Below are 20,706 nucleotides of genomic sequence, written 5' to 3'. Positions count from 1 at the left end.
TTATCGGTTAAGTCACACCAGTTGTTTACGCTGGTTTGACGGTGGTATGGATAAAGACTCTCGGTACTTCGCAACAGTGCGGCGTGCCACCATGATCCCCTGATCCGATAGCATAGTCGTTAACTTGCTATCACTCAGCGGTTTCGCAGGGTTTTCCGCAGCAATTAATTTCTTCACCAAAGCCCGAATAGCCGTGGAGGAGGCTTCACCGCCGCCCTCGGTATTGACATGACTTGAGAAGAAATACTTCAATTCAAAAATGCCTCGCGGACTGTGCAAATACTTTTGCGTGGTCACGCGGGAAATGGTGGATTCGTGCATTTCGACCACTTGGGCGATATCAGCAAGAACCATCGGTTTCATATGCTCTGCACCGAACTCAAAAAAGCCTTGTTGCTGTTCAACGATGCAGCGGCTAACCCGCAGCAAGGTATCATTGCGGCTTTCAAGGCTTTTGATCAGCCACTTCGCTTCTTGCAGGTTACTGCGAATAAATTGTGAGTCGCTGTCATTGCGGGCATTGGTGCCCATAGCAGCGTACTGTTGATTTATTTTTAGACGTGGGATGCTGTCGGCGTTGAGTTCTACCGTCCAGCGGCCCTGAGTTTTTTTGACCAACACATCAGGGATGACATACTCTGGTTCGCTGGTCTGAATGGACTGGCCCGGACGCGGATCAAGCGACTGAATCAGGCACATTGCCTCTTTCAGTACTTCTTCTTTCAGGCGCGTGACGCGCATCAGGCTGCGGAAATCATGGTTGGCGAGCAAGTCGAGATGTTCGCTAACAATCACGCGAGCTTCGGTTAACCAGGGTGTTTCCCGCGCGAATTGTGAAAGCTGTATCAGGAGGCAATCACGAAGGTCGCGTGCGGCGACGCCGACAGGATCGAAGCGTTGCACGCGTTTGAGCACCGCTTCCACTTCGTCGAGGGTGATTTCTTCATCGCCCATGCTTTCGAGAATTTCATCCAGCGAAACGGTCAGATAGCCCATTTCGTCAACGGCATCAACAATAGACGTTGCAATAGCGGTGTCGGTATCAGAAAACGGGGTGAGATCGACCTGCCACATCAGGTAATCCTGGAGTGACTGGGTAGTTTCTCCCTGATAAACCGGTAACTCGTCATCAATATAGTCAGTTCCGGTTCCCGATGGTGTACCTGCGGTGTAAATTTCGTCCCAGCTGGTATCCAACGGTAACTCGTCGGGCATCTCTTTTTGTTCGAGCGCCTCACGAGTATCTAACGCTTCATTTTCACGAACTTCCTGAGTTTCAATTTCTTCATGCAGATCGGTTTGCTCAAGCAGTGGGTTACTTTCCAGTGCTTGCTGAAGTTCCTGCTGTAATTCTAACGTCGACAGCTGCAACAGACGAATTGCCTGCTGTAACTGTGGCGTCATAGCAAGTTGTTGGCTGAGCCGTAATTGCAAACCTTGCTTCATATTCAGAGCGAACTTCCTCAGGTGTAATCGTTAATTATTCCTACCCTATCAGAGTCTGAACTCTTCGCCCAGATACACGCGTTTAACATGCTCGTCTTCCAGGATCTCAGCTGGAGTGCCGTGGGCGATTAAATGGCCCTGGCTTACGATGTAAGCGCGTTCACATACGGCTAACGTTTCGCGTACGTTATGGTCAGTTATCAGCACCCCAAGCCCGCTGTCGCGTAAATGCTCGATGATTCGCTTGATGTCGATAACGGAAATTGGGTCAACACCTGCAAAAGGTTCATCCAAAAGAATAAATTTTGGATTTGCTGCCAATGCGCGAGCAATTTCAACACGGCGACGCTCACCACCGGACAAAGATTGCCCGAGGCTATTACGCAAATGCTCAATGTGGAACTCTTCCATTAGCTCATTGGCGCGGTCTTCACGCTGCTCGGTAGAAAGATCATCACGGATTTGCAGCACGGCCATTAAGTTATCGAACACGCTTAAACGGCGGAAAATAGACGCTTCTTGAGGCAAGTACCCAATGCCACGTCGTGCACGTGCATGAAGCGGCAGCAGGCTGATGTCTTCATCATCAATAATAATGTTGCCCGCATCACGCGGAACAATACCGACCACCATATAAAAAGTGGTGGTTTTCCCTGCACCGTTAGGGCCGAGCAAACCGACAATCTCACCTGATTTAACAGTCAGACTAACGTCTTCTACAACGCGGCGGCCTTTGTAGGCTTTAGCGAGATTTTTTGCAATTAAAGTAGCCATAACGAATTAGTTACTCTTTTTCTGCGCAGGGGCGGGGGCCGGAGCCTTGCCGTCTTTTTTCTGCAACTGAGAAGGAACCAGAACGGTCGTAACACGTTTCCCTTTTTCGCTAAAGGCCTGCATTTTCTGCTCTTTAACGAGGTAAGTAATTTTGTCGCCTTTGATATTGCTGTCGACCTGCTCCAGATAGGCATTGCCGGTCAGCACGACAAAATCGTTTTGCAGCTCATAGTGCATAGTCGATGAGTGGCCGCTAACGGGTTTGCCGCTATCTTGCATCTGATAGAAAGTGGCTGGATTACCGTAGCCATCAATCACTTCTTTACCTTGCTCGCCGCCGGGGCGTGTGACAACGACTTTATCGGCATTAATCTTGATACTACCTTGCGTCACAACCACATTGCCGGTGAAGGTGACGACGTTGCCTTGCATATCCAGCGACTGTTGGTCAGATTCAATGTGAATCGGCTGATCGGTATCACCGGTCAGCGCAAATGCCGAAAAACTGGCGGCTAAAAGCGTACTGGTCAGTACTAAATTACGGCTGAGTTTGTTTATTCTGGATTTCATAGGATGTTCTAACCTTTTCAATCAGCTCGGCATTTTTGCTGCGTAAATTACCACGCATTTTGAGGCCGGTGGAGTTAAAGCTGGTTCCGTACAAGGTTACCTGGTCATCAGAGGCAACATCCTGAGTGACTAAATTAACCTGCGCATTATCCGTGGTAATTTTGCGTAGCTGCGAATCTGGCGTCAGAGCTGTAAGCACCACATTCCCATACAGATACAGCATCCGATCGTTAGTAAGTTTGGCGCGATCTGCTCGTAATGACCAGGTGGCGACTTTGTTTTCGTCGTATTGCGTCATCACCGGATTGGTGAACCACGAAACGGCGGTTTCGGAAAAATATTCAACGTGCTCAGCAACCAGTCGGTAATTTAAAGCCCCTTCAGGACTGTAGGCGAGAGTCGTGGAATGTTCACTTTTATAGGTTGGTTCATTCGTGTTCACTGTTGGAGGCGCAACGGCGTCTTTGTCGACCAGATTCACACCGATCAAAATCAGCACCAGCAATGAAAGCAGGATGATAACCCAACGTCTGGTCTTACTCATATAGATAGCCCTTTGGCCTCATCAAGCTTACCTTGTGCCAGTAACAGCAAGTCGCAGACTTCACGCACTGCTCCACGGCCGCCAGCAATACGCGTCACGTAGTCGGCACGAGGAATGAGTAAAGGATGTGCATCCGATACCGCAACGCTCAAACCGACTTTTGCCATCACAGGCCAGTCGATTAAATCATCACCCACATAAGCCACGTGTTCAGCTGGGATTGCGAGCTTATCTAAAAGATCCTGAAAAGCCACAAGCTTATCGGACTGACCTTGATAGAGATGCTTGATACCCAGCGTTTCACAACGGTCTTCAAGCAATTTTGCTTTACGACCGGTAATAATCGCGACGTTTATGTCTGATGTCAGCGCACAGCGAATACCATAGCCATCACGCACATTGAATGCTTTCAGCTCTTCGCCACTGTTGCCCATATAAATCAGGCCATCAGACATCACACCGTCAACGTCTAAAATGAGCAGGCGCACATTAGCGGCCCGCTCCATAACGCGCGCACTTACCGGCCCATAACAAGTGGCAAGAGACGCTTCATGGTTACTCATTAAGGCTAATCCTTTGTTAAACCACGCCTGCGCGTAGCATGTCATGCATATGTACCACACCGAGTAGTTGGTCGCCATCTGCAACCAATACCGAGGTAATATGGCGAGACTGCATCAAATTCAATGCATCAACCGCCAGGACTGTTGGGCGAACGCGAATTCCGCCGACGGTCATGACATCTGCGATATTCAGGGTGTGGAGATCTACGCCCATATCAAAGACACGACGTAAGTCACCATCCGTGAAGATCCCTTCGATTTTCATCAGGTCATCACAGATTACGGTCATCCCCATATTTTTACGCGTTATTTCCAGTAGTGCATCACGCAATGAAGCATCTTTACTGACATGCGGTATTTCATCGCCGCTGTGCATGATGTCGCTGACACGTAATAACAGTTTACGACCCAATGCGCCGCCTGGGTGAGAAAGTGCAAAATCTTCTGCGGTAAAGCCGCGGGCTTTGAGCATCGCAACAGCAAGTGCGTCACCCATGACCAATGTGGCAGTGGTGCTTGATGTCGGAGCCAGGCCCAGCGGGCAGGCTTCTTGTGGCACTTTCACGCACAGATGGATATCCGCCGCTTTGCCCATCGAACTTTCGGGACGGCTGGTGATGCAAATGAGTGGCACCTGCAAGCGTTTGAGAACGGGGATCAGCGCCAGAATTTCGTTCGACTCGCCAGAGTTTGAAATAGCGATGACAATATCTTGCGCGCTCACCATGCCGAGATCGCCGTGACTGGCTTCACCAGGATGGACGAAGAACGAAGGTGTGCCGGTACTGGCAAACGTCGCGGCCATCTTTTTACCGATATGCCCTGACTTGCCCATGCCCATAACGACCACTTTGCCCTGGCAATAGAACATTCTTTCACAGGCTTGCGTGAAATCTGAATTGATGTATTGCTCGAGCTGATCCAGGCCTTCACGTTCGATCTTCAGGACATCTCTGCCTGCTTGTTGAAAGTCAAAACCCGGTTGTAAATTAATCTGTGACATAATTTCCGTTCCGTTTTACCCAACGACCGGTGATGCAAGAAACCACAGCACCGCAATCCATACGAAGAAGCTACATGTTAACAGAGCACCTGCGGTCTTGCCGATAGAGCGAGGCTTACGCCAGCAAAGTACGGCGAAAATGGCACTAACAATCAACATGACCCAATAGTCCCGAGCAAAAGCGAGCGGGTCTATTTCGCCTGGCGCGATTAACGCCGGAATGCCCAGCACCAGAACAATATTGAAAATATTCGAGCCAATGATATTACCAATCGCAATATCATCTTCGCCTTTACGGGCTCCAGCGATCGTCGTGGCTAACTCTGGCAGGCTCGTGCCTACCGAAATAATCGTCAGGCCAATCACTAATTCGCTCACACCAAAGTAATGAGCCAGCACGCTGGCGTTATCGATAACCATGCGTGTCGCCATCGGCATAATGATTAGGGCGACGGCCAGCCATAAAAATGCAACAGGGCGATTACCTTCTCTGGGAAGTTCTGCCAGTTGCTCGCGCGTTAAATTGTCAGAGCCTTCATGCCCGGCGAGGCGTGCTATTTTAATGGTAAACAGCAGATACGCTATCGCTACAGCAATCAAAATTAAGCCATCGACGCGGCTTAACTGATTATCAAAAAGCAGCCAGCCAATAATTGCACTCACGACTAACATTAGGGGCAATTCGCGACGAAGAATATCGGAATTCACGGTAAATGGGTGTAAAAGCGCAGCTAAGCCGAGAATCAGCAGAATATTGGTGATATTCGAACCCAGTGCTGTTCCCACCGCCAGATTCAATTGACCATGAAGGGCGGCAGAGCTTGCGACGAGAAGTTCAGGCAACGAAGTCCCGATGCTGACGACGGTTAAACCGATAAGCAGTGGTGGAACCCCAAAACTGCGGCAAAGAATGGACGCGGCAAACACCAGTCGGTCGGCGCCATAGACGACCAAAAGCAAACCAATGATTAACAGAGCTGTAGCTAACAGCATTCAAAATCCTTTATTCAGGTATAATCGCCGGTCTTGTGCTGTGAAAGTACCGGCAGAGCGTACAGATCTGTAGGGCTGAGCATAATTCTTAATTCTGACTTTATGCGGCAGAAAAGTAAAACAAATGCCAGTTTTCGCTAATCGGGACGGGTAATATTCTGTAAAAATGATGGGTTGGAACTGAGTTTCCGTTCAATGCCTCGTCCGTGAACTTGATAAAAGGAAAGATGATGAGCCAGACGCAGACGAATCTGGTCGAAATTCGCGGTGTTAGTTTTACCCGCGGCAGTCGGCGCATCTTTGACAATATTTCACTGAACGTGCCGCGCGGCAAGATTACCGCCATAATGGGGCCTTCAGGTATTGGTAAAACAACACTACTACGGTTGATCGGTGGACAAATTCAGCCCGACAGCGGTGAAATCCTGTTTGACGGTGAAAATGTACCCGCGATGTCGCGCTCACGTTTATACACTGTTCGCAAACGCATGAGTATGCTGTTTCAATCTGGCGCGCTATTTACCGATCTCAATGTCTTTGAAAATGTTGCATATCCTCTTCGGGAGCACCGCCGCTTACCGGAAGAGTTGCTGCGTAGCACCGTGATGATGAAGCTTGAAGCGGTTGGATTACGTGGAGCCGCTAAACTGATGCCTAACGAACTGTCTGGCGGTATGGCCCGACGGGCAGCACTTGCCCGTGCCATCGCACTCGAACCCGATTTGATTATGTTTGATGAGCCATTCGTTGGCCAGGACCCTATTACTATGGGGGTATTGGTAAAACTGATTTCAGAATTAAACAGTGCGTTGGGTGTGACCTGTATTGTAGTTTCCCACGACGTGCCTGAAGTGCTTAGCATTGCCGATTATGCCTATATTGCGGCGGATCAGCACATTGTAGCCGAAGGGACTCCAACAGCTTTGCGTGAAAATAGCGATCCACGTGTACGTCAATTCCTCGATGGTATTGCCGATGGACCTGTACCGTTCCGTTATCCGGCAGCGGATTATCGGGATGACTTATTATCAGAAACAGGGAGTTAAGTTGCTCATGCTCTTTAATGCACTGGCATCGTTCGGGCGGCGGGGATTGAAAACCTGCGCGTCATTTGGTCGGGCCGGGATAATGCTTGTTAATGCGGTGGTGGGGAAACCGGAATTCCGCAAACATGCGCCATTACTCATTCGCCAGATTTACAATGTTGGCGTTTTGTCGCTGCTAATCATCATTGTGTCAGGCTTGTTCATCGGCATGGTTCTAGGTCTGCAAGGTTATTTGGTTCTGACAACTTATAGTGCGGAATCAAGTCTCGGCATGTTGGTCGCATTGTCGCTACTGCGTGAACTTGGGCCTGTTGTTGCAGCTCTATTATTTGCCGGGCGTGCAGGTTCAGCGTTGACTGCGGAAATTGGCCTGATGAAAGCGACAGAGCAACTCTCCAGTATGGAGATGATGGCGGTTGACCCGGTGCGTCGCGTCGTTTCACCTCGATTTTGGGCCGGTGTCATTTCGTTGCCACTGCTGACGCTTATCTTTGTCGCTGTGGGTATCTGGGGTGGCGCATTGGTTGGCGTTAACTGGAAGGGAATTGATGCAGGGTTCTTCTGGTCTGCGATGCAAAATGCCGTCAACTGGCGTACCGATCTGGTTAACTGTGTCATCAAGAGTGTGGTGTTCGCGATAACAGTGACCTGGATTGCATTATTCAATGGCTACGATGCCATTCCTACGTCCGCAGGGATTAGCCGGGCAACAACACGTACCGTTGTGCATGCCTCACTGGCCGTTTTAGGTCTGGATTTTGTGCTCACAGCACTGATGTTTGGGAATTAAGTTCATGCAAACTAAGAAATTTGAAACTGGGGTTGGCGCATTTTTAATTATCGCATTGGCTGCCATCGTCTTCTTGTGCCTGAAAGTGGCAAATGTCACTTCGTTACGCAGTGAGCCAACATACCGGGTCTACGCGACTTTTGATAATATCGGTAGCCTGAAAACGGGTTCTCCGCTGCGCCTCGGTGGTGTGGTGATTGGCCGCGTTGACGATATTACACTTGATCCGAAAACGTACTTACCTCGCGTCACCATGGATATCGAAACACGCTATGACCGCATCCCGGATACCAGCTCGCTGGCGATCCGCACCTCGGGTTTACTGGGTGAGCAATATCTTGCCCTAAACCTCGGTTTTGATGACCCTGAGCTTGGGTCATCTATCCTTAAAGAAGGTGGCACGATTCAGGACACTAAATCGGCGCTGGTACTGGAGGACCTGATTGGTCAGTTCCTGTATAAGAGCGGCAATGGTGATAATAAGAATTCAGGGGATACCCCTTCGCAGAATTCAGAGAATAATAGCGCAGAGCCACAGCCTGGCACGACGCACTAATCTAAGAGGACGAGTGTTATGTTTAAACGACTTATTATGATTGCTATGTTGGTTATCGCACCACTGGCGCATGCCGTGGATCAGAGCAATCCTTACAAGCTGATGGGCGAAGCGGCGCAAAAAACGTTTGATCGTCTCAAAAACGAACAACCTAAAATCCGTCAAAATCCTGACTATCTGCGCGAGATCGTGGGTCAGGAGCTTCTGCCGTATGTGCAGGTTAAATACGCAGGTGCGCTGGTATTAGGTCGTTACTATAAAGATGCAACGCCTGCGCAGCGTGAGGCCTATTTCAAAGCATTTGAAGAGTATCTGAAACAGGCTTACGGCCAGGCACTTGCTATGTATAACGGGCAATCTTATCAAATCGCCCCAGAGCAACCGCTGGGTAATGCCACCATTATTGCTATTCGCGTCACTATCATTGACCCGAATGGTCGTCCACCGGTGCGTCTTGATTTCCAGTGGCGTAAGAACAGCCAGACAGGCAACTGGCAGGCTTACGATATGATTGCTGAAGGTGTAAGTATGATCACCACCAAGCAAAATGAGTGGAGCGATATCCTACGCACCAAAGGGATTGAAGGTTTGACGTCTCAACTGCAATCAATCTCTAAACTGCCAATCACTCTGGAAAATAAAAAGTAATGGCCGACGAGCTTAGCTGGCAGTGTGAATCTGAAACCTTGCATCTGACAGGTGAGTTGGACAGCGATACCGTGGGGCCGTTATGGCGTCAGCGTGAGCAAATCATGGCGGGTATCAAGGTTTTGAATCTTTCAGGCCTTTCGCGCGTAGATACCTCAGGTTTAGCGCTGCTGATTCATCTTGTGGCCTTTGCTCGACGCCAAAATGTGGAGGTTGAGCTTCAGGGTGCAAGCGATAACCTTCAGACTTTGACCAAACTTTATAACCTACCTGAAGACATCCTTCCTGCTTTTGCAGGCTAGTGTTTTCATAGCGTTACTATCATTGCCCCTGATCTAATTGGATCAGGGGCTTTTTGCTTATTTAAGCCAGCGCCACTTTCCTCTAAGATGTGTGGCTTGTTTCATTAATCGACGAATTATATCCCATGGAAAATCATGAAATTCAGACAGTGCTGATGAACGCACTGCCCCTACAGGAAGTCCACGTCTCAGGCGATGGCAGCCATTTTCAGGTGATTGCGGTGGGTGAGTTATTCGCCGAGTTAAGTCGCGTGAAGAAGCAACAAACAGTTTATGCGCCATTGATGGAACTGATTGCAGATAACCGTATTCATGCGGTTTCCATCAAGACCTATACTCCGCAAGAGTGGGATCGCGATCGTAAACTTAATGGTTTTTGAGCAATTCGCCACGGCGGGTTGTAACGATTTGAATTTAATAGAGAGCAGTTTCAATGGATAAATTTCGAGTTCACGGGCCAACCCGACTGAGTGGTGAAGTGACGATCTCCGGGGCGAAGAATGCCGCTCTGCCGATCCTCTTTGCCGCTCTATTGGCCGAAGAGCCAGTTGAGATTCAAAACGTTCCAAAACTGAAAGACATTGATACCACAATGAAGCTGTTAAGCCAGTTGGGTACCAAAGTTGAACGTAACGGTTCAGTGTGGATCGACGCCAGTGAAGTTAATATTTTCTGTGCGCCGTACGACCTGGTGAAAACCATGCGTGCTTCTATCTGGGCGCTTGGGCCGTTGGTTGCACGTTTTGGCCAGGGTCAGGTTTCTTTACCTGGTGGCTGCGCAATCGGCGCACGTCCGGTCGATTTGCACATTACAGGTCTTGAACAACTTGGTGCAGAAATCAAACTGGAAGAAGGCTACGTTAAAGCTTCCGTTAATGGCCGTCTGAAAGGCGCGCATATCGTGATGGATAAAGTAAGCGTTGGCGCTACTGTTACCATCATGAGTGCTGCTACGCTTGCTGAAGGCACCACCATCATCGAAAACGCTGCCCGCGAGCCAGAAATCGTTGATACGGCGAACTTCCTGAATACTCTGGGTGCGAAAATCACCGGTGCAGGTACTGACCGCATTACTATCCAGGGCGTTGAACGCCTCGGTGGCGGCGTTTATCGCGTCGTGCCTGACCGTATTGAAACCGGGACTTTCCTGGTTGCTGCGGCCATTTCTGGTGGCAAAATTGTTTGCCGTAATGCTCAACCAGACACGCTTGATGCCGTGCTGGCGAAACTACGCGAAGCTGGCGCTGATGTAGAAGTTGGCGAAGACTGGGTGAGCCTGGATATGCACGGCAAGCGTCCAAAAGGCGTGACAATCCGTACTGCGCCACACCCTGGTTTCCCAACCGATATGCAGGCTCAGTTTACCCTGTTGAACCTGGTAGCTGAAGGTACGGGCGTTATCACTGAAACCATCTTTGAAAATCGTTTCATGCATGTTCCTGAGCTTATCCGTATGGGCGCTCATGCAGAAATCGAGAGCAATACCGTGATTTGCCACGGCGTTGAAAAACTGTCTGGTGCGCAAGTGATGGCAACAGACCTGCGTGCTTCGGCAAGCCTGGTTTTGGCGGGTTGTATCGCCGAAGGAACGACAGTTGTTGACCGCATTTACCACATCGATCGTGGCTACGAGCGCATTGAAGATAAACTTCAAGCGTTAGGTGCGCAGATTGAACGCGTGAAAGGTAGTGGCAGCGGCGAATAAATTTTTCTGCTGATACTCAAAAAGAGAAAACCGGGCTTGCCCGGTTTTTTTATCGTTTACGCATCAAACAAGCTCGATCAATGAACTGATCGGTTTGCGGATCGTAATAACGAGAGGGCCAAATTACCCACGGCGAAATATCTAACGCTTGTGCGATGATTAACTCACCTTTGGGCCAGGGGCGCGTCAACGCGTTAGCCAGCGTCGATGAACTCAGGCCTGCTTTCCTTGATTCAGCTGCCAGAGATGTTCCCCGTTTACGTAACCCTGCGATGATGTCTGCTGGGTGCCAGTCAGAATTTTTACTTTCCATGTTTCTCCCTGAAACCGCTTCGTTTTACCGGTTTACTCAAGAGCATTTATAACATGACAATCATCCAAAAGATTCCAATAAATAACGTAAAAAATTAAATCTGTGTGAGCCCACACAAAGTGAATGAAAACCAATGAAAACAGATTGCTATGAGGTTGGTGACTGAGGTGGTGGATAAATTTATTGGAAACTTAGCGCGCCATTAAAATGGCGCGCCAGGAAGTTTAACGGTCGCGTTGAACAGCCATATGAGCAAGAGCAATTAAAGCCTCTTTATGCTCACTTTCTGGAAGAACGGCTAAAGCCGCAATTGCTTTATCCGCTTCTTGCTCTGCGCGTAATTGAGTCCACTCTAGAGAACCACAGGCCGCCATCGCATCCAGTACGGGTTGAAGTAAATGACGCCCGTTGCCTTGCTCAATGGCTTCACGAATCATTTTTTCTTGCTCTGCGTTACCGTTACGCATTGCGTGCAGCAACGGAAGAGTCGGTTTGCCTTCATTCAGGTCATCACCAACATTCTTGCCCAGCGTTTGCCCGTCGGCACTGTAGTCAAGCAGGTCGTCAATCAGCTGGAAAGCGGTTCCCAGATAACGACCATAATCCTGTAATGCTTTCTCTTGCTCTTCAGTGGCATCGGCCAAAATACCGGAACATTGCGCGGCTGCTTCAAACAAACGTGCCGTTTTGCTGTAAATCACCCGCATGTAACTTTCTTCTGTAATATCGGGGTCATTGCAGTTCATCAATTGCAGAACTTCACCTTCGGCAATCACGTTTACCGCTTCGGACATGACCTCAAGTACCTTGAGCGAGCCGAGTTGCGTCATCATCTGGAAGGCACGGGTATAAATAAAATCACCCACCAATACGCTGGCAGCATTGCCAAATGCGGCATTGGCTGTAGCCTTGCCGCGGCGCATGTCTGATTCATCTACCACATCATCATGCAGCAGCGTTGCTGTATGGATAAACTCAATGAGCGCAGCAATATTCACATGCGCGTTGCCCTGATAACCCAGCGCGCGAGCAGCAAGAACGGCGATCATTGGACGGATACGTTTACCACCGCCACTGACGATGTAATACCCTAACTGATTGATCAATTGGACATCTGAGTTCAACTGCTCAAGGATGACCGCATTGACTCCCGCCATATCTTGCGCGGTTAACTCATTAATTTTTTCTAAATTCATCGCAAAAGTCTGGCTTAAAGTCCTGTTTACCACATGTCTTTACGGAATCACGTGAGGGTAGAGGAGTAATAATGTAGTACAGATTGTACTGAAAAAACGAGGCAGATAAACGGCTGGTGTGATGTTGCGTTTTTTTTCTACCATGTTTCATGACAGGGCTTGTCAAAGGCTCTCGTTTTGCGTAATATTCGCGCCCTATTGTGAATATTTATAGCGCCACCTGAAACATACGTAAGGTGCGTGCGGAAAGCGGAGTTTTATATGTACGCGGTTTTCCAAAGTGGTGGTAAACAACACCGAGTAAGCGAAGGTCAAACCATTCGCCTGGAAAAGCTGGACATCGCAACTGGCGAAGCAGTTGAGTTCGCAGAAGTTCTGATGATCGCTAATGGTGAAGAAATCAAAATCGGCGTTCCTTTCGTCGATGGCGGCGTAGTTAAAGCTGAAATTGTTGCTCATGGTCGTGGCGAGAAAATTAAGATTGTTAAGTTTCGTCGTCGTAAACACTACCGTAAGCAGCAGGGTCATCGTCAGTGGTTCACTGATGTGAAAATCACCGGCATCAGCGCTTAATACAGGGGAGCATATTAAATGGCACATAAAAAGGCTGGCGGCTCTACTCGTAACGGTCGCGATTCCGAAGCTAAACGTCTGGGCGTAAAACGTTTCGGCGGTGAAGCAGTTCTGGCAGGCAGCATTATCGTTCGTCAACGTGGTACTAAATTCCACGCTGGCACCAACGTAGGTTGCGGCAAAGATCATACTCTGTTCGCTTTGACTGACGGTAAAGTTAAGTTCGAAGTTAAAGGTCCGAAAAACCGTAAATTCATCAGCATCGTTGCTGAATAAGTTTTTCGCGTCCCGGTAACGGATAAAAGCCCCGCAACACGTTGCGGGGCTTTTTACATTCTGCGACCGGTAAATCAATGAAGTATATTCTTCAGATTTCGGGTTGCAGGAATAGATAATGAAACAGCAGGCAGGCATTGGCATTCTGTTGGCACTAACTACAGCAATATGCTGGGGTGCTTTGCCAATCGCGATGAAACAAGTCCTGACGGTAATGGAACCGCCGACAGTCGTCTTTTATCGCTTCCTGATGGCAAGTTTGGGTTTAGGTACCATTCTCGCTATACGCGGGAAATTACCGCCCTTGCGCCTGTTCCGAAAACCACGTTGGTTGGTATTACTTGCCATCGCAACGGGGGGATTGTTCGGTAACTTCTTGCTGTTTAGTTCGTCTTTGCAGTACTTGAGTCCAACGGCATCTCAGGTTATTGGCCAGCTTTCCCCTGTGGGAATGATGGTGGCAAGTGTGGTTGTGCTTAAAGAGAAAATGCGCGGCACACAGGTCATCGGCGCCATAATGCTGCTTTGTGGCTTGGTGATGTTCTTTAACACTAGCCTGATAGAAATTTTTACCCGCCTGACAGATTACACCCTTGGGGTGATTTTTGGTGTTCTGGCGGCGACAGTGTGGGTCACCTATGGTGTGGCGCAGAAGGTATTATTACGCCGCCTGGCCTCGCAACAGATCCTCTTTTTGCTGTACACTTTATGTACTCTTGCGCTTTTGCCGCTGGCTCAGTTGGATAAAGTCTTCCAACTCAGTCAATGGCAACTGGCATGTTTAGTTTTCTGTGGCCTGAATACACTGGTTGGGTATGGGGCACTGGCAGAAGCCATGGCACGGTGGCAGGCGGCACAGGTTAGCGCCATTATTACGCTAACCCCGCTGTTTACTTTGCTATTTTCAGATTTATTAGCGTTAGCCTGGCCCGATTTCTTCGCCATGCCGATACTTAACCTTGTGGGTTATTTCGGCGCGTTCGTCGTGGTTGCAGGTGCAATGTATTCAGCCATTGGTCACCGTCTTTGGGGACGTTGGCGCAAAACCGAAGCTGTTCTTCCAGTACAACGTTCGGGCGAATGATTTACGGAGAAGTAAAATGAAGTTTGTTGATGAAGCAACGATCCTGGTCGTAGCAGGTGATGGCGGTAACGGCTGCGTTAGCTTCCGTCGTGAAAAATATATTCCCAGGGGCGGCCCGGACGGTGGTGATGGCGGCGATGGTGGCGATGTTTGGCTTGAGGCGGATGAAAACCTCAATACCTTAATCGACTATCGCTTTGAAAAATCTTTCCGCGCTGAACGTGGTCAAAATGGCCAGAGCCGTGATTGCACCGGTAAACGTGGTAAAGATATCACCGTAAAAGTCCCAGTAGGTACGCGTGTAATCGACCAGGGCACTGGCGAAACCATGGGTGATATGACCCAGCACGGTCAGAAGCTAATGGTAGCTAAGGGCGGTTGGCACGGTCTGGGTAACACCCGTTTCAAATCCTCTGTAAACCGTACGCCACGTCAGAAAACCATGGGTACGCCGGGTGAGAAGCGTGATATTCAGCTTGAGCTGTTGCTGCTGGCTGACGTCGGCATGCTGGGTTTACCGAATGCGGGTAAATCCACTTTTATCCGTTCTGTCTCTGCGGCTAAACCAAAAGTAGCGGACTATCCGTTTACCACATTGATTCCAAGCCTTGGCGTTGTTCGTATGGATAACGAGAAGAGCTTTGTGGTTGCCGATATTCCAGGGTTAATTGAAGGTGCCGCTGAAGGTGCAGGCCTTGGTATTCGCTTCCTGAAACACCTTGAGCGTTGCCGTGTGTTATTGCACCTCATCGATATCGCGCCAATTGATGAATCTGATCCGGTTGAAAATGGCCGTGTCATCATTGGTGAACTGGAAAAATACAGCGAGAAACTTGCTGAGAAGCCACGCTGGTTGGTCTTCAACAAATGCGATTTGATGAGCAAAGAAGACGCAGAAGCGCGTGCGAAAGAAATTGCTACTGCGATGGGTTGGGAAGAGAAGTACTACCTGATTTCAGCGGTTAATCGCGAAGGCGTTAATGCACTTTGCTGGGATGTGATGGACTTTATCATTGCTAACCCGAAAGTTGCCGAGCTTCAACCTGTCGCGCCAGAGAAAGTTGAGTTTATGTGGGATGATTATCATCAGCAGCAACTCGATGCGGTGGAAGCAGAGGAAGACGAAGACTGGGATGACGACTGGGATGAAGATGACGACGAAGGCGTCGAAATCATCTATCAGAAATAAAACGTTATCCAATAAAAAGCCGGGAAGTTTCCCGGCTTTTTTATGTCTCAATTATTGGTTTTGCGCTGGGATCCAGCAGCAAGCTTGTAGCCCAATGCCATCCGCTCCGCTATCTAACGTCAATTTCCCGTTATGAAGATGAACAATACGCTGGACAATATTCAGTCCCAGCCCGCTGCCACCATAGCGTTGATCCATACGGCGGAAGGGATCGGTTATCGTCTGGCGATGTTCTTCGTCAATACCTGGTCCCTGGTCGGAAACCCCCAGCACTGCGCCATTTCCCTGAGTCACTAATGACACCGTGATGGTGCTTTCTGTTGGGCTATAGCGGGATGCATTTTCCATCAGGTTCCGCAACATCAGGCGAAGCAGCACTGCATCTCCTTGCACCATATCAGCACTTTCGCTTGGCCAGATAATGTTTTGCCCACGCAGGGCAACCATCTCCTCCATTTCCATTTTGAGCGGGGCGATGATGTCGCGATTCCAGTTCAATGTATCGTATTGACCGCTTGCCAGCGCTTGCCCTGCACGCGAGAGCATCAACAACTGTTCAATGGTATGCATGAGCTGATCGATGCGCTCCAGCAGCATAGGGGCTTGCTGAATGCCTGAGTTGGCCATTAACTCAAGGTGCAAACGCAGTCCGGCCAGTGGCGTGCGTAATTCGTGGGCGGCATCAGCAGTAAATAAACGTTCTTGCTGGATAGTATTGTCCAGACGTGCCAGCAACTGGTTTAGCGAATTAGTTACAGCCACCATCTCATCCATGTCTGAATACATAGGCAGAGGTGACAGGTTGTCGGCCGATCGATTAGCAAGGCTGGTGCGCAGGCGATTCAACGGACGTGTAATCCAGGTGATTGCCCAGAATGAGAAGAATAGCGTGAATCCAATCATCACCAGGGAAGGAACCAACAGAGATGCAATCGCCTCCCGGATTTCCTTCTCTACATGCTGGTTTCGAGCTTTGGCTGATAGCGTTTCACTGACCAGAAAACTGATTTGCTCACGGCTTTCATGCCACAACCAAATAACGCTGATTAACTGGAAAAACAGTAAGATAAGCGCGAGGAGAATCATTAACCTCTGGCGCATACTGTTCATTTTCGACTCTCCAGCCGATAGCCCACGCCACGTACGGTTTTGATTCTGTCCTTGCCTAATTTACGCCTGAGATTGTGAATATGTACCTCAAGCGTATTGGAGCCAGGATCGTCCTGCCAGCTGTAGATATCTTGCTGTAATGTCTCGCGGTGTACCGTTTGCCCGATACGCATCATCAAGCGTGTCAGTAATGCGAATTCTTTAGGCGTGATCTCGACGGGGTTATCTTGCAATAATACCTGCTGAGTTTGCAGGTTGAGAGTCAGGTCATCATGCTGGAGAAGGTTATCGCTATGGCCTTGATAACGGCGAATCAGTGCCCGGGTGCGGGCTTGTAATTCGGCTAAAGCAAAGGGTTTAACCAGATAATCATCAGCGCCTGAGTCCAGGCCATTAACACGGTCTTCCAGCGCATCACGTGCTGTAAGTATTAGCACTGGCGTGCTAATACTGCGACGGCGCCACTGCCTGAGCAGCGTAGCGCCATCTTTGTCCGGCAGGCCAAGATCAAGGATTACCAAGCCGTATTCACCGCTTTCAATCAGCGCATCTGCTTCAGCAGCTGTTGTTGCGCAATCCAGAGCATAACCCTCGCTGTTCAGTGCCAGCACCAGGCCTTCCCGTAACAGTAAATCGTCTTCAACAATCAGCAGTTTCATAACTTAATTATTCTGGTAGATATCCTTATAGAGGCGACTTTCAAAGCGCACTAACGGGATACGACGGTTACGTTGATCGGCAGGCTCTACAGCATAACCTGACAAATATTGCACAAAGGCCATGCGCTGGCCGCTGGCAGTGGTAATAAATCCTGCAAGGTTATAGACCCCTTGCAGTGAACCTGTTTTCGCCGAAACTTTTCCATCAACACCCGCCTGATGAAGACCTGCGCGGTACTGTAATGACCCGTCATAACCCGCTAACGGTAACATTGAAATAAAGTTAAGCTCAGTGTCATTCTGCGCGATGTATTGCAACACTTGCATCATCGTGGCTGGAGAAATGAGATTGTGGCGAGATAAGCCTGAACCATCCACAACAATACTGTTACCTAAATCGACACCTGCTTTCTGCCGCAGAATTTGACGCACTGCGTCCGCGCCGGCACGCCAGGTTCCCGGCACACCAAAGCGGTTATGGCCGATGGTACGAAAAACGGTATCGGCAATCATGTTGTCTGATTTCTTCAGCATGACCTTTAGCAAATCGTGCAAGGGTGCCGATTGTTTGCTGGCGATAACAGTTCCTGGGGTATTAGATAGCGTCTGACGTAATAGAGTTCCGCTATAGCTGATTCCCGCCTCCTTAAGCTCGGCTTTTAAAATCGCGCCTGCGTAACTTGCGCCATCCTGAATCGCAAATGCGAGTGGCAGTGGGTCGGCGCGTTGAGTCATACAGCCGGTGAGCGTAAAGCGATTCAGATCCCCAGGAACGACATCCAGCTCGCAATACTGTGCGTCCGGAGAGCCTTTGGCGAGGGTACGAACCTGGCTATTCATCACGACAGGGTAGTAAGAGGCAATGCGGATAAAGGCTAAATCGTCCGCTTTAGGTGCGCTGTAGAGCGAAACGGAAAAACAATTTCGGTCAACAATGGCCGCCGCCGGTGGGGCGCTAAAGCATTGCGTCATGTCATTCCACGGCCAGCCAGGCGCTTTGTCATGACTGGCAAAAATGGAAGTATCGATGAGCACATTGCCCTGAATTTGCTGGACGCCCGATTTCTTCAGAACCGCAACCATGTTGCGAATATCCTGGCGTTTTAGCGTCGGATCGCCGCCAAATCGTGCAATAAGGTCGCCTTGTAAAACACCGTTGCTCACTTGAGCCCGGCTTTCAAGGGTGGTAGTAAACCTGAAGTCTGGACCGAGTTGTAGCAGTGCGGCTAGCGCAGTAATGACTTTCTGGGTACTGGCAGGCAGCGCCATCTGTTGACTGTGATAGTCAATCGACGGAGCGGGAGCACCCACTTTTTGCACCATCAAAGCCAAATTCGCACCAGCAGGCAACTGGGAAGTATATTCTTCAATGTTGGCAGCCTGGACGGTAAACACCACAGCACTGGTCAATCCAATGACAAATCTAAAAAATCGCATAATCTCGCGGTAACAACCTGGAAACGTGCCGTCATACTACGGTGCATCGCAGTGCAAAGTAAACGATGACCCTCAGGGAACTCCAGGGTAAAATACAGGTCAAGTTGGAAACCGTTCCTGACCTGGCGCTTTGCGCCGGGTCAGTTTTATTTTGCTTAGTGCCAGGGGTTTGCCTTATTAATGCAGACTCGGCTCTGGATTCAGGAGTGCCGCAGGGCAGTTCTGAACAGGATAGTTTTGAAGAGGTATAACAATGCAACCTATTCCGATGACCCTACGTGGCGCAGAAAGATTACGTGAAGAGCTGGATTTCCTGAAGTCCGTACGCCGCCCGCAAATTATTGCCGCGATTGCTGACGCCCGCGAACACGGCGATTTGAAAGAAAACGCTGAATATCATGCCGCGCGTGAGCAACAGGGTTTTTGTGAAGGCCGTATCCAGGACATCGAAGCTAAGCTCTCCAACGCTCAGGTTATAGATATCTCAAAAATGCCAAATAATGGCCGCGTTATTTTCGGTGCGAGTGTGACTGTTTTGAACCTGGACAACGACGAAGAGCAGACTTATCGCATTGTTGGCGACGATGAAGCTGATTTTAAACAGAATCTTATTTCGGTGAACTCACCGATTGCTCGTGGCCTTGTGGGTAAAGAGCAGGATGATGTTGTTGTTATCCGGACCCCGGGTGGCGATGTAGAGTTTGAGATAGTTAAAGTGGAATATTTATAATTTCTGCTACGCTTTTTTATGGCGTGGAGTATTGTAAAGAAAGGAAAAAGGCCGCACCGCGGCCTTTTATCAACTAACAGAGCGTGGCATTTTGCACACTCTCTGCTTATTTCGGCAGAGAAATCTTGCGCTCTTTAGACGGGCGATAGAGCACCAGCGTTTTACCGATAACCTGTACATTACAGGCGCCGGTTTCACGCACGATGGCATCCACGATCAAGGTTTTAGTTTCGCGATCTTCAGTTGCGATTTTCACCTTGATTAACTCATGATGTTCGATCGCTTGTTCAATCTCGGCCAGTACCCCTTCGGTCAAACCGTTATTGCCAAGCATGACTACAGGCTTGAGCGGATGTGCAAGACCTTTCAGGTGCTGTTTTTGTTTAGTACTCAGATTCATCGTATTATTTGCTTACGTTGGGATTGAAAACGGTTCATTCTACCGCCATCTCTACTGTATCGCCAAATCGGCTGTGCTGATAACTCTACAGCCTGCTACTCACGATGAACAAAGTTGGAAAATGAGATGACAGGTAAAAAGCGTTCTGCCAGCTCTGGTCGCTGGCTGCAGGAACACTTTAGCGATAAATATGTAATTCAGGCGCATAAAAAAGGGTTGCGTTCCCGTGCCTGGTTTAAACTTGATGAAATACAGCAAAGTGACAAACTTTTTAAGCCAGGAATGACTATTGTTGATCTTGGTGCGGCTCCCGGAGGCTGGTCACAATATGTTGTGACTCAAATCGGGAACCAGGGGCGAATCATTGCTTGCGATCTTTTACCAATGGATCCTATCGTTGGTGTTGATTTCCTTCAGGGCGATTTTCGTGATGAACTAGTCGTGAAAGCTCTGCTGGATCGTGTTGGTGACAGTAAAGTTCAGGTTGTCATGTCAGATATGGCTCCAAATATGAGCGGGACACCGGCAGTTGATATTCCTCGGGCCATGTATTTAGTAGAACTGGCACTGGAAATGTGTCGTGATGTTCTGGCACCGGGCGGTAGTTTTTTAGTGAAAGTGTTTCAGGGCGAAGGTTTCGATGAATACCTACGAGAAATTCGCTCCCTGTTTACGACAGTTAAGGTTCGTAAACCGGACTCTTCTCGTGCCCGCTCACGTGAAGTGTACATTGTAGCGACTGGGCGAAAATTATAGTCCCCTGACGCTGTTTGTTAACACAGTTGTAATATGAGGTTAA

At 49.1% G+C, this 20,706-nt stretch carries 26 protein-coding genes; 13 read left to right on the top strand and 13 right to left on the bottom strand.

Annotated elements, in window-relative coordinates:
* Positions 1-12 precede the first annotated feature (12 nt).
* From rpoN to M2371_RS13545, 7 genes are read right to left on the bottom strand one after another with little or no spacing between them, the layout of a single operon-like run.
* Complete coding sequence (rpoN, locus tag M2371_RS13575; protein WP_172893112.1) at positions 13-1,446, bottom strand: RNA polymerase factor sigma-54; 1,434 nt, start codon at positions 1,444-1,446, stop codon at positions 13-15.
* Positions 1,447-1,494: 48 nt separating this feature from the next.
* Positions 1,495-2,220 carry an LPS export ABC transporter ATP-binding protein gene (gene lptB / locus M2371_RS13570; RefSeq protein WP_034498860.1) on the bottom strand — a complete coding sequence of 242 codons (726 nt, stop codon included), beginning with the start codon at positions 2,218-2,220 and terminating at the stop codon, positions 1,495-1,497.
* A 6-nt stretch (positions 2,221-2,226) separates the two neighbouring features.
* The gene (gene lptA / locus M2371_RS13565) at positions 2,227-2,790 is read right to left on the bottom strand and encodes a lipopolysaccharide ABC transporter substrate-binding protein LptA (RefSeq protein ID WP_034498858.1); all 564 of its coding nucleotides are present in this window, start codon (positions 2,788-2,790) and stop codon (positions 2,227-2,229) included.
* The gene (gene lptC / locus M2371_RS13560; RefSeq protein ID WP_034498856.1) at positions 2,759-3,334 is read right to left on the bottom strand and encodes an LPS export ABC transporter periplasmic protein LptC; all 576 of its coding nucleotides are present in this window, start codon (positions 3,332-3,334) and stop codon (positions 2,759-2,761) included. Before lptC ends, lptA begins: the two co-directional genes overlap by 32 nt.
* The gene (kdsC, locus tag M2371_RS13555) at positions 3,331-3,897 is read right to left on the bottom strand and encodes a 3-deoxy-manno-octulosonate-8-phosphatase KdsC (protein WP_115627150.1); all 567 of its coding nucleotides are present in this window, start codon (positions 3,895-3,897) and stop codon (positions 3,331-3,333) included. Before kdsC ends, lptC begins: the two co-directional genes overlap by 4 nt.
* Positions 3,898-3,913: 16 nt before the next feature.
* Positions 3,914-4,900, bottom strand: coding sequence for an arabinose-5-phosphate isomerase KdsD (gene kdsD / locus M2371_RS13550; protein WP_259267941.1), 987 nt, complete (start codon positions 4,898-4,900; stop codon positions 3,914-3,916).
* Positions 4,901-4,915: 15 nt separating this feature from the next.
* Positions 4,916-5,893, bottom strand: a complete 978-nt coding sequence (locus tag M2371_RS13545; protein ID WP_115627152.1) for a calcium/sodium antiporter — start codon at positions 5,891-5,893, stop codon at positions 4,916-4,918.
* Positions 5,894-6,123: 230 nt separating this feature from the next.
* On the opposite strand from M2371_RS13545, the gene mlaF reads away from it, so the two are divergent.
* The 7 genes from mlaF to murA all read left to right on the top strand — a co-directional run bounded on the left by mlaF (position 6,124) and on the right by murA (position 10,940).
* Positions 6,124-6,939, top strand: a complete 816-nt coding sequence (gene mlaF, locus M2371_RS13540) for a phospholipid ABC transporter ATP-binding protein MlaF (protein WP_172893115.1) — start codon at positions 6,124-6,126, stop codon at positions 6,937-6,939.
* 7 nt (positions 6,940-6,946) lie between these two features.
* Entirely contained in the window at positions 6,947-7,729 is a 783-nt protein-coding gene (mlaE, locus tag M2371_RS13535; protein ID WP_034498957.1) for a lipid asymmetry maintenance ABC transporter permease subunit MlaE, read from the top strand.
* Positions 7,730-7,733: 4 nt separating this feature from the next.
* Positions 7,734-8,285, top strand: a complete 552-nt coding sequence (gene mlaD, locus M2371_RS13530) for an outer membrane lipid asymmetry maintenance protein MlaD (protein ID WP_034498847.1) — start codon at positions 7,734-7,736, stop codon at positions 8,283-8,285.
* 18 nt (positions 8,286-8,303) lie between these two features.
* Positions 8,304-8,933: a phospholipid-binding protein MlaC gene (gene mlaC / locus M2371_RS13525; RefSeq protein ID WP_172893116.1), complete on the top strand. Its 630-nt coding sequence runs from the start codon at positions 8,304-8,306 to the stop codon at positions 8,931-8,933.
* The gene (gene mlaB / locus M2371_RS13520) at positions 8,933-9,235 is read left to right on the top strand and encodes a lipid asymmetry maintenance protein MlaB (RefSeq protein ID WP_034498843.1); all 303 of its coding nucleotides are present in this window, start codon (positions 8,933-8,935) and stop codon (positions 9,233-9,235) included. Before mlaC ends, mlaB begins: the two co-directional genes overlap by 1 nt.
* Positions 9,236-9,360: 125 nt before the next feature.
* Positions 9,361-9,615, top strand: coding sequence for a BolA family iron metabolism protein IbaG (gene ibaG / locus M2371_RS13515; RefSeq protein WP_034459734.1), 255 nt, complete (start codon positions 9,361-9,363; stop codon positions 9,613-9,615).
* A 53-nt stretch (positions 9,616-9,668) separates the two neighbouring features.
* Positions 9,669-10,940: a UDP-N-acetylglucosamine 1-carboxyvinyltransferase gene (gene murA, locus M2371_RS13510; protein ID WP_034498841.1), complete on the top strand. Its 1,272-nt coding sequence runs from the start codon at positions 9,669-9,671 to the stop codon at positions 10,938-10,940.
* A gap of 49 nt (positions 10,941-10,989) precedes the next feature.
* Here the strand turns inward: murA and sfsB are convergent, their stop codons facing one another.
* Positions 10,990-11,253 carry a DNA-binding transcriptional regulator SfsB gene (gene sfsB, locus M2371_RS13505; RefSeq protein WP_034498839.1) on the bottom strand — a complete coding sequence of 88 codons (264 nt, stop codon included), beginning with the start codon at positions 11,251-11,253 and terminating at the stop codon, positions 10,990-10,992.
* Positions 11,254-11,477: 224 nt separating this feature from the next.
* Positions 11,478-12,449, bottom strand: a complete 972-nt coding sequence (ispB, locus tag M2371_RS13500; protein WP_034498838.1) for an octaprenyl diphosphate synthase — start codon at positions 12,447-12,449, stop codon at positions 11,478-11,480.
* A 261-nt stretch (positions 12,450-12,710) separates the two neighbouring features.
* Here ispB and rplU point away from each other — a divergent pair, with 261 nt between their 5' ends.
* The 4 genes from rplU to cgtA all read left to right on the top strand — a co-directional run bounded on the left by rplU (position 12,711) and on the right by cgtA (position 15,571).
* Positions 12,711-13,022 carry a 50S ribosomal protein L21 gene (gene rplU / locus M2371_RS13495; RefSeq protein WP_034498836.1) on the top strand — a complete coding sequence of 104 codons (312 nt, stop codon included), beginning with the start codon at positions 12,711-12,713 and terminating at the stop codon, positions 13,020-13,022.
* 18 nt (positions 13,023-13,040) lie between these two features.
* A complete protein-coding gene (gene rpmA / locus M2371_RS13490) occupies positions 13,041-13,298 on the top strand; it encodes a 50S ribosomal protein L27 (RefSeq protein ID WP_024549632.1) in 258 nt (85 codons plus the stop codon).
* 118 nt (positions 13,299-13,416) lie between these two features.
* Positions 13,417-14,382, top strand: a complete 966-nt coding sequence (locus M2371_RS13485) for a DMT family transporter (protein WP_034498835.1) — start codon at positions 13,417-13,419, stop codon at positions 14,380-14,382.
* A 16-nt stretch (positions 14,383-14,398) separates the two neighbouring features.
* Positions 14,399-15,571 (top strand): Obg family GTPase CgtA, encoded by a 1,173-nt coding sequence (gene cgtA, locus M2371_RS13480; RefSeq protein ID WP_115627160.1) that lies wholly within the window; start codon positions 14,399-14,401, stop codon positions 15,569-15,571.
* 51 nt (positions 15,572-15,622) lie between these two features.
* Here cgtA and pmrB read toward each other — a convergent pair whose 3' ends face one another.
* From pmrB to dacB, 3 genes are read right to left on the bottom strand one after another with little or no spacing between them, the layout of a single operon-like run.
* On the bottom strand, positions 15,623-16,681 hold the full coding sequence (pmrB, locus tag M2371_RS13475; protein WP_259267940.1) for a two-component system sensor histidine kinase PmrB: 1,059 nt from the start codon (positions 16,679-16,681) through the stop codon (positions 15,623-15,625).
* On the bottom strand, positions 16,678-17,340 hold the full coding sequence (gene pmrA, locus M2371_RS13470) for a two-component system response regulator PmrA (RefSeq protein WP_172893118.1): 663 nt from the start codon (positions 17,338-17,340) through the stop codon (positions 16,678-16,680). The genes pmrB and pmrA overlap by 4 nt, the downstream gene beginning before the upstream one ends.
* 3 nt (positions 17,341-17,343) lie before the next feature.
* Positions 17,344-18,777, bottom strand: coding sequence for a serine-type D-Ala-D-Ala carboxypeptidase (gene dacB, locus M2371_RS13465; RefSeq protein ID WP_172893119.1), 1,434 nt, complete (start codon positions 18,775-18,777; stop codon positions 17,344-17,346).
* Between the two features lie 253 nt (positions 18,778-19,030).
* Between dacB and greA the strand changes: the two genes are divergently transcribed.
* Positions 19,031-19,507, top strand: coding sequence for a transcription elongation factor GreA (greA, locus tag M2371_RS13460; RefSeq protein WP_034498827.1), 477 nt, complete (start codon positions 19,031-19,033; stop codon positions 19,505-19,507).
* 106 nt (positions 19,508-19,613) lie between these two features.
* Here greA and yhbY read toward each other — a convergent pair whose 3' ends face one another.
* Positions 19,614-19,907, bottom strand: a complete 294-nt coding sequence (yhbY, locus tag M2371_RS13455) for a ribosome assembly RNA-binding protein YhbY (protein WP_034498826.1) — start codon at positions 19,905-19,907, stop codon at positions 19,614-19,616.
* A 126-nt stretch (positions 19,908-20,033) separates the two neighbouring features.
* Here yhbY and rlmE point away from each other — a divergent pair, with 126 nt between their 5' ends.
* On the top strand, positions 20,034-20,663 hold the full coding sequence (gene rlmE, locus M2371_RS13450) for a 23S rRNA (uridine(2552)-2'-O)-methyltransferase RlmE (RefSeq protein ID WP_115627163.1): 630 nt from the start codon (positions 20,034-20,036) through the stop codon (positions 20,661-20,663).
* Positions 20,664-20,706: the final 43 nt, after the last annotated feature.

It is taken from the genome of Buttiauxella sp. BIGb0471, from assembly GCF_024807715.1.
GTDB classification, from domain to species: Bacteria; Pseudomonadota; Gammaproteobacteria; order Enterobacterales; family Enterobacteriaceae; genus Buttiauxella; species Buttiauxella agrestis.
The sequence above is the reverse complement of the archived record's forward strand: the minus strand, read 5'-3'. Positions and strand labels throughout refer to the sequence as shown.

What these genes read in the sequence shown, in the direction of transcription:
- lptC (WP_034498856.1), bottom strand. Translation starts at nt 3,334, where the DNA reads ATGAGTAAGACCAGACGTTGGGTTATCATCCTGCTTTCATTGCTGGTG.
- yhbY (WP_034498826.1), bottom strand. Translation starts at nt 19,907, where the DNA reads ATGAATCTGAGTACTAAACAAAAACAGCACCTGAAAGGTCTTGCACAT.
- M2371_RS13485 (WP_034498835.1), top strand. Translation starts at nt 13,417, where the DNA reads ATGAAACAGCAGGCAGGCATTGGCATTCTGTTGGCACTAACTACAGCA.
- sfsB (WP_034498839.1), bottom strand. Translation starts at nt 11,253, where the DNA reads ATGGAAAGTAAAAATTCTGACTGGCACCCAGCAGACATCATCGCAGGG.
- ispB (WP_034498838.1), bottom strand. Translation starts at nt 12,449, where the DNA reads ATGAATTTAGAAAAAATTAATGAGTTAACCGCGCAAGATATGGCGGGA.
- pmrB (WP_259267940.1), bottom strand. Translation starts at nt 16,681, where the DNA reads ATGAACAGTATGCGCCAGAGGTTAATGATTCTCCTCGCGCTTATCTTA.
- dacB (WP_172893119.1), bottom strand. Translation starts at nt 18,777, where the DNA reads ATGCGATTTTTTAGATTTGTCATTGGATTGACCAGTGCTGTGGTGTTT.
- mlaF (WP_172893115.1), top strand. Translation starts at nt 6,124, where the DNA reads ATGAGCCAGACGCAGACGAATCTGGTCGAAATTCGCGGTGTTAGTTTT.
- M2371_RS13545 (WP_115627152.1), bottom strand. Translation starts at nt 5,893, where the DNA reads ATGCTGTTAGCTACAGCTCTGTTAATCATTGGTTTGCTTTTGGTCGTC.
- cgtA (WP_115627160.1), top strand. Translation starts at nt 14,399, where the DNA reads ATGAAGTTTGTTGATGAAGCAACGATCCTGGTCGTAGCAGGTGATGGC.
- mlaD (WP_034498847.1), top strand. Translation starts at nt 7,734, where the DNA reads ATGCAAACTAAGAAATTTGAAACTGGGGTTGGCGCATTTTTAATTATC.
- lptA (WP_034498858.1), bottom strand. Translation starts at nt 2,790, where the DNA reads ATGAAATCCAGAATAAACAAACTCAGCCGTAATTTAGTACTGACCAGT.
- ibaG (WP_034459734.1), top strand. Translation starts at nt 9,361, where the DNA reads ATGGAAAATCATGAAATTCAGACAGTGCTGATGAACGCACTGCCCCTA.
- rlmE (WP_115627163.1), top strand. Translation starts at nt 20,034, where the DNA reads ATGACAGGTAAAAAGCGTTCTGCCAGCTCTGGTCGCTGGCTGCAGGAA.
- kdsC (WP_115627150.1), bottom strand. Translation starts at nt 3,897, where the DNA reads ATGAGTAACCATGAAGCGTCTCTTGCCACTTGTTATGGGCCGGTAAGT.
- rpmA (WP_024549632.1), top strand. Translation starts at nt 13,041, where the DNA reads ATGGCACATAAAAAGGCTGGCGGCTCTACTCGTAACGGTCGCGATTCC.
- mlaC (WP_172893116.1), top strand. Translation starts at nt 8,304, where the DNA reads ATGTTTAAACGACTTATTATGATTGCTATGTTGGTTATCGCACCACTG.
- lptB (WP_034498860.1), bottom strand. Translation starts at nt 2,220, where the DNA reads ATGGCTACTTTAATTGCAAAAAATCTCGCTAAAGCCTACAAAGGCCGC.
- mlaE (WP_034498957.1), top strand. Translation starts at nt 6,947, where the DNA reads ATGCTCTTTAATGCACTGGCATCGTTCGGGCGGCGGGGATTGAAAACC.
- pmrA (WP_172893118.1), bottom strand. Translation starts at nt 17,340, where the DNA reads ATGAAACTGCTGATTGTTGAAGACGATTTACTGTTACGGGAAGGCCTG.
- kdsD (WP_259267941.1), bottom strand. Translation starts at nt 4,900, where the DNA reads ATGTCACAGATTAATTTACAACCGGGTTTTGACTTTCAACAAGCAGGC.
- rpoN (WP_172893112.1), bottom strand. Translation starts at nt 1,446, where the DNA reads ATGAAGCAAGGTTTGCAATTACGGCTCAGCCAACAACTTGCTATGACG.
- greA (WP_034498827.1), top strand. Translation starts at nt 19,031, where the DNA reads ATGCAACCTATTCCGATGACCCTACGTGGCGCAGAAAGATTACGTGAA.
- murA (WP_034498841.1), top strand. Translation starts at nt 9,669, where the DNA reads ATGGATAAATTTCGAGTTCACGGGCCAACCCGACTGAGTGGTGAAGTG.
- rplU (WP_034498836.1), top strand. Translation starts at nt 12,711, where the DNA reads ATGTACGCGGTTTTCCAAAGTGGTGGTAAACAACACCGAGTAAGCGAA.
- mlaB (WP_034498843.1), top strand. Translation starts at nt 8,933, where the DNA reads ATGGCCGACGAGCTTAGCTGGCAGTGTGAATCTGAAACCTTGCATCTG.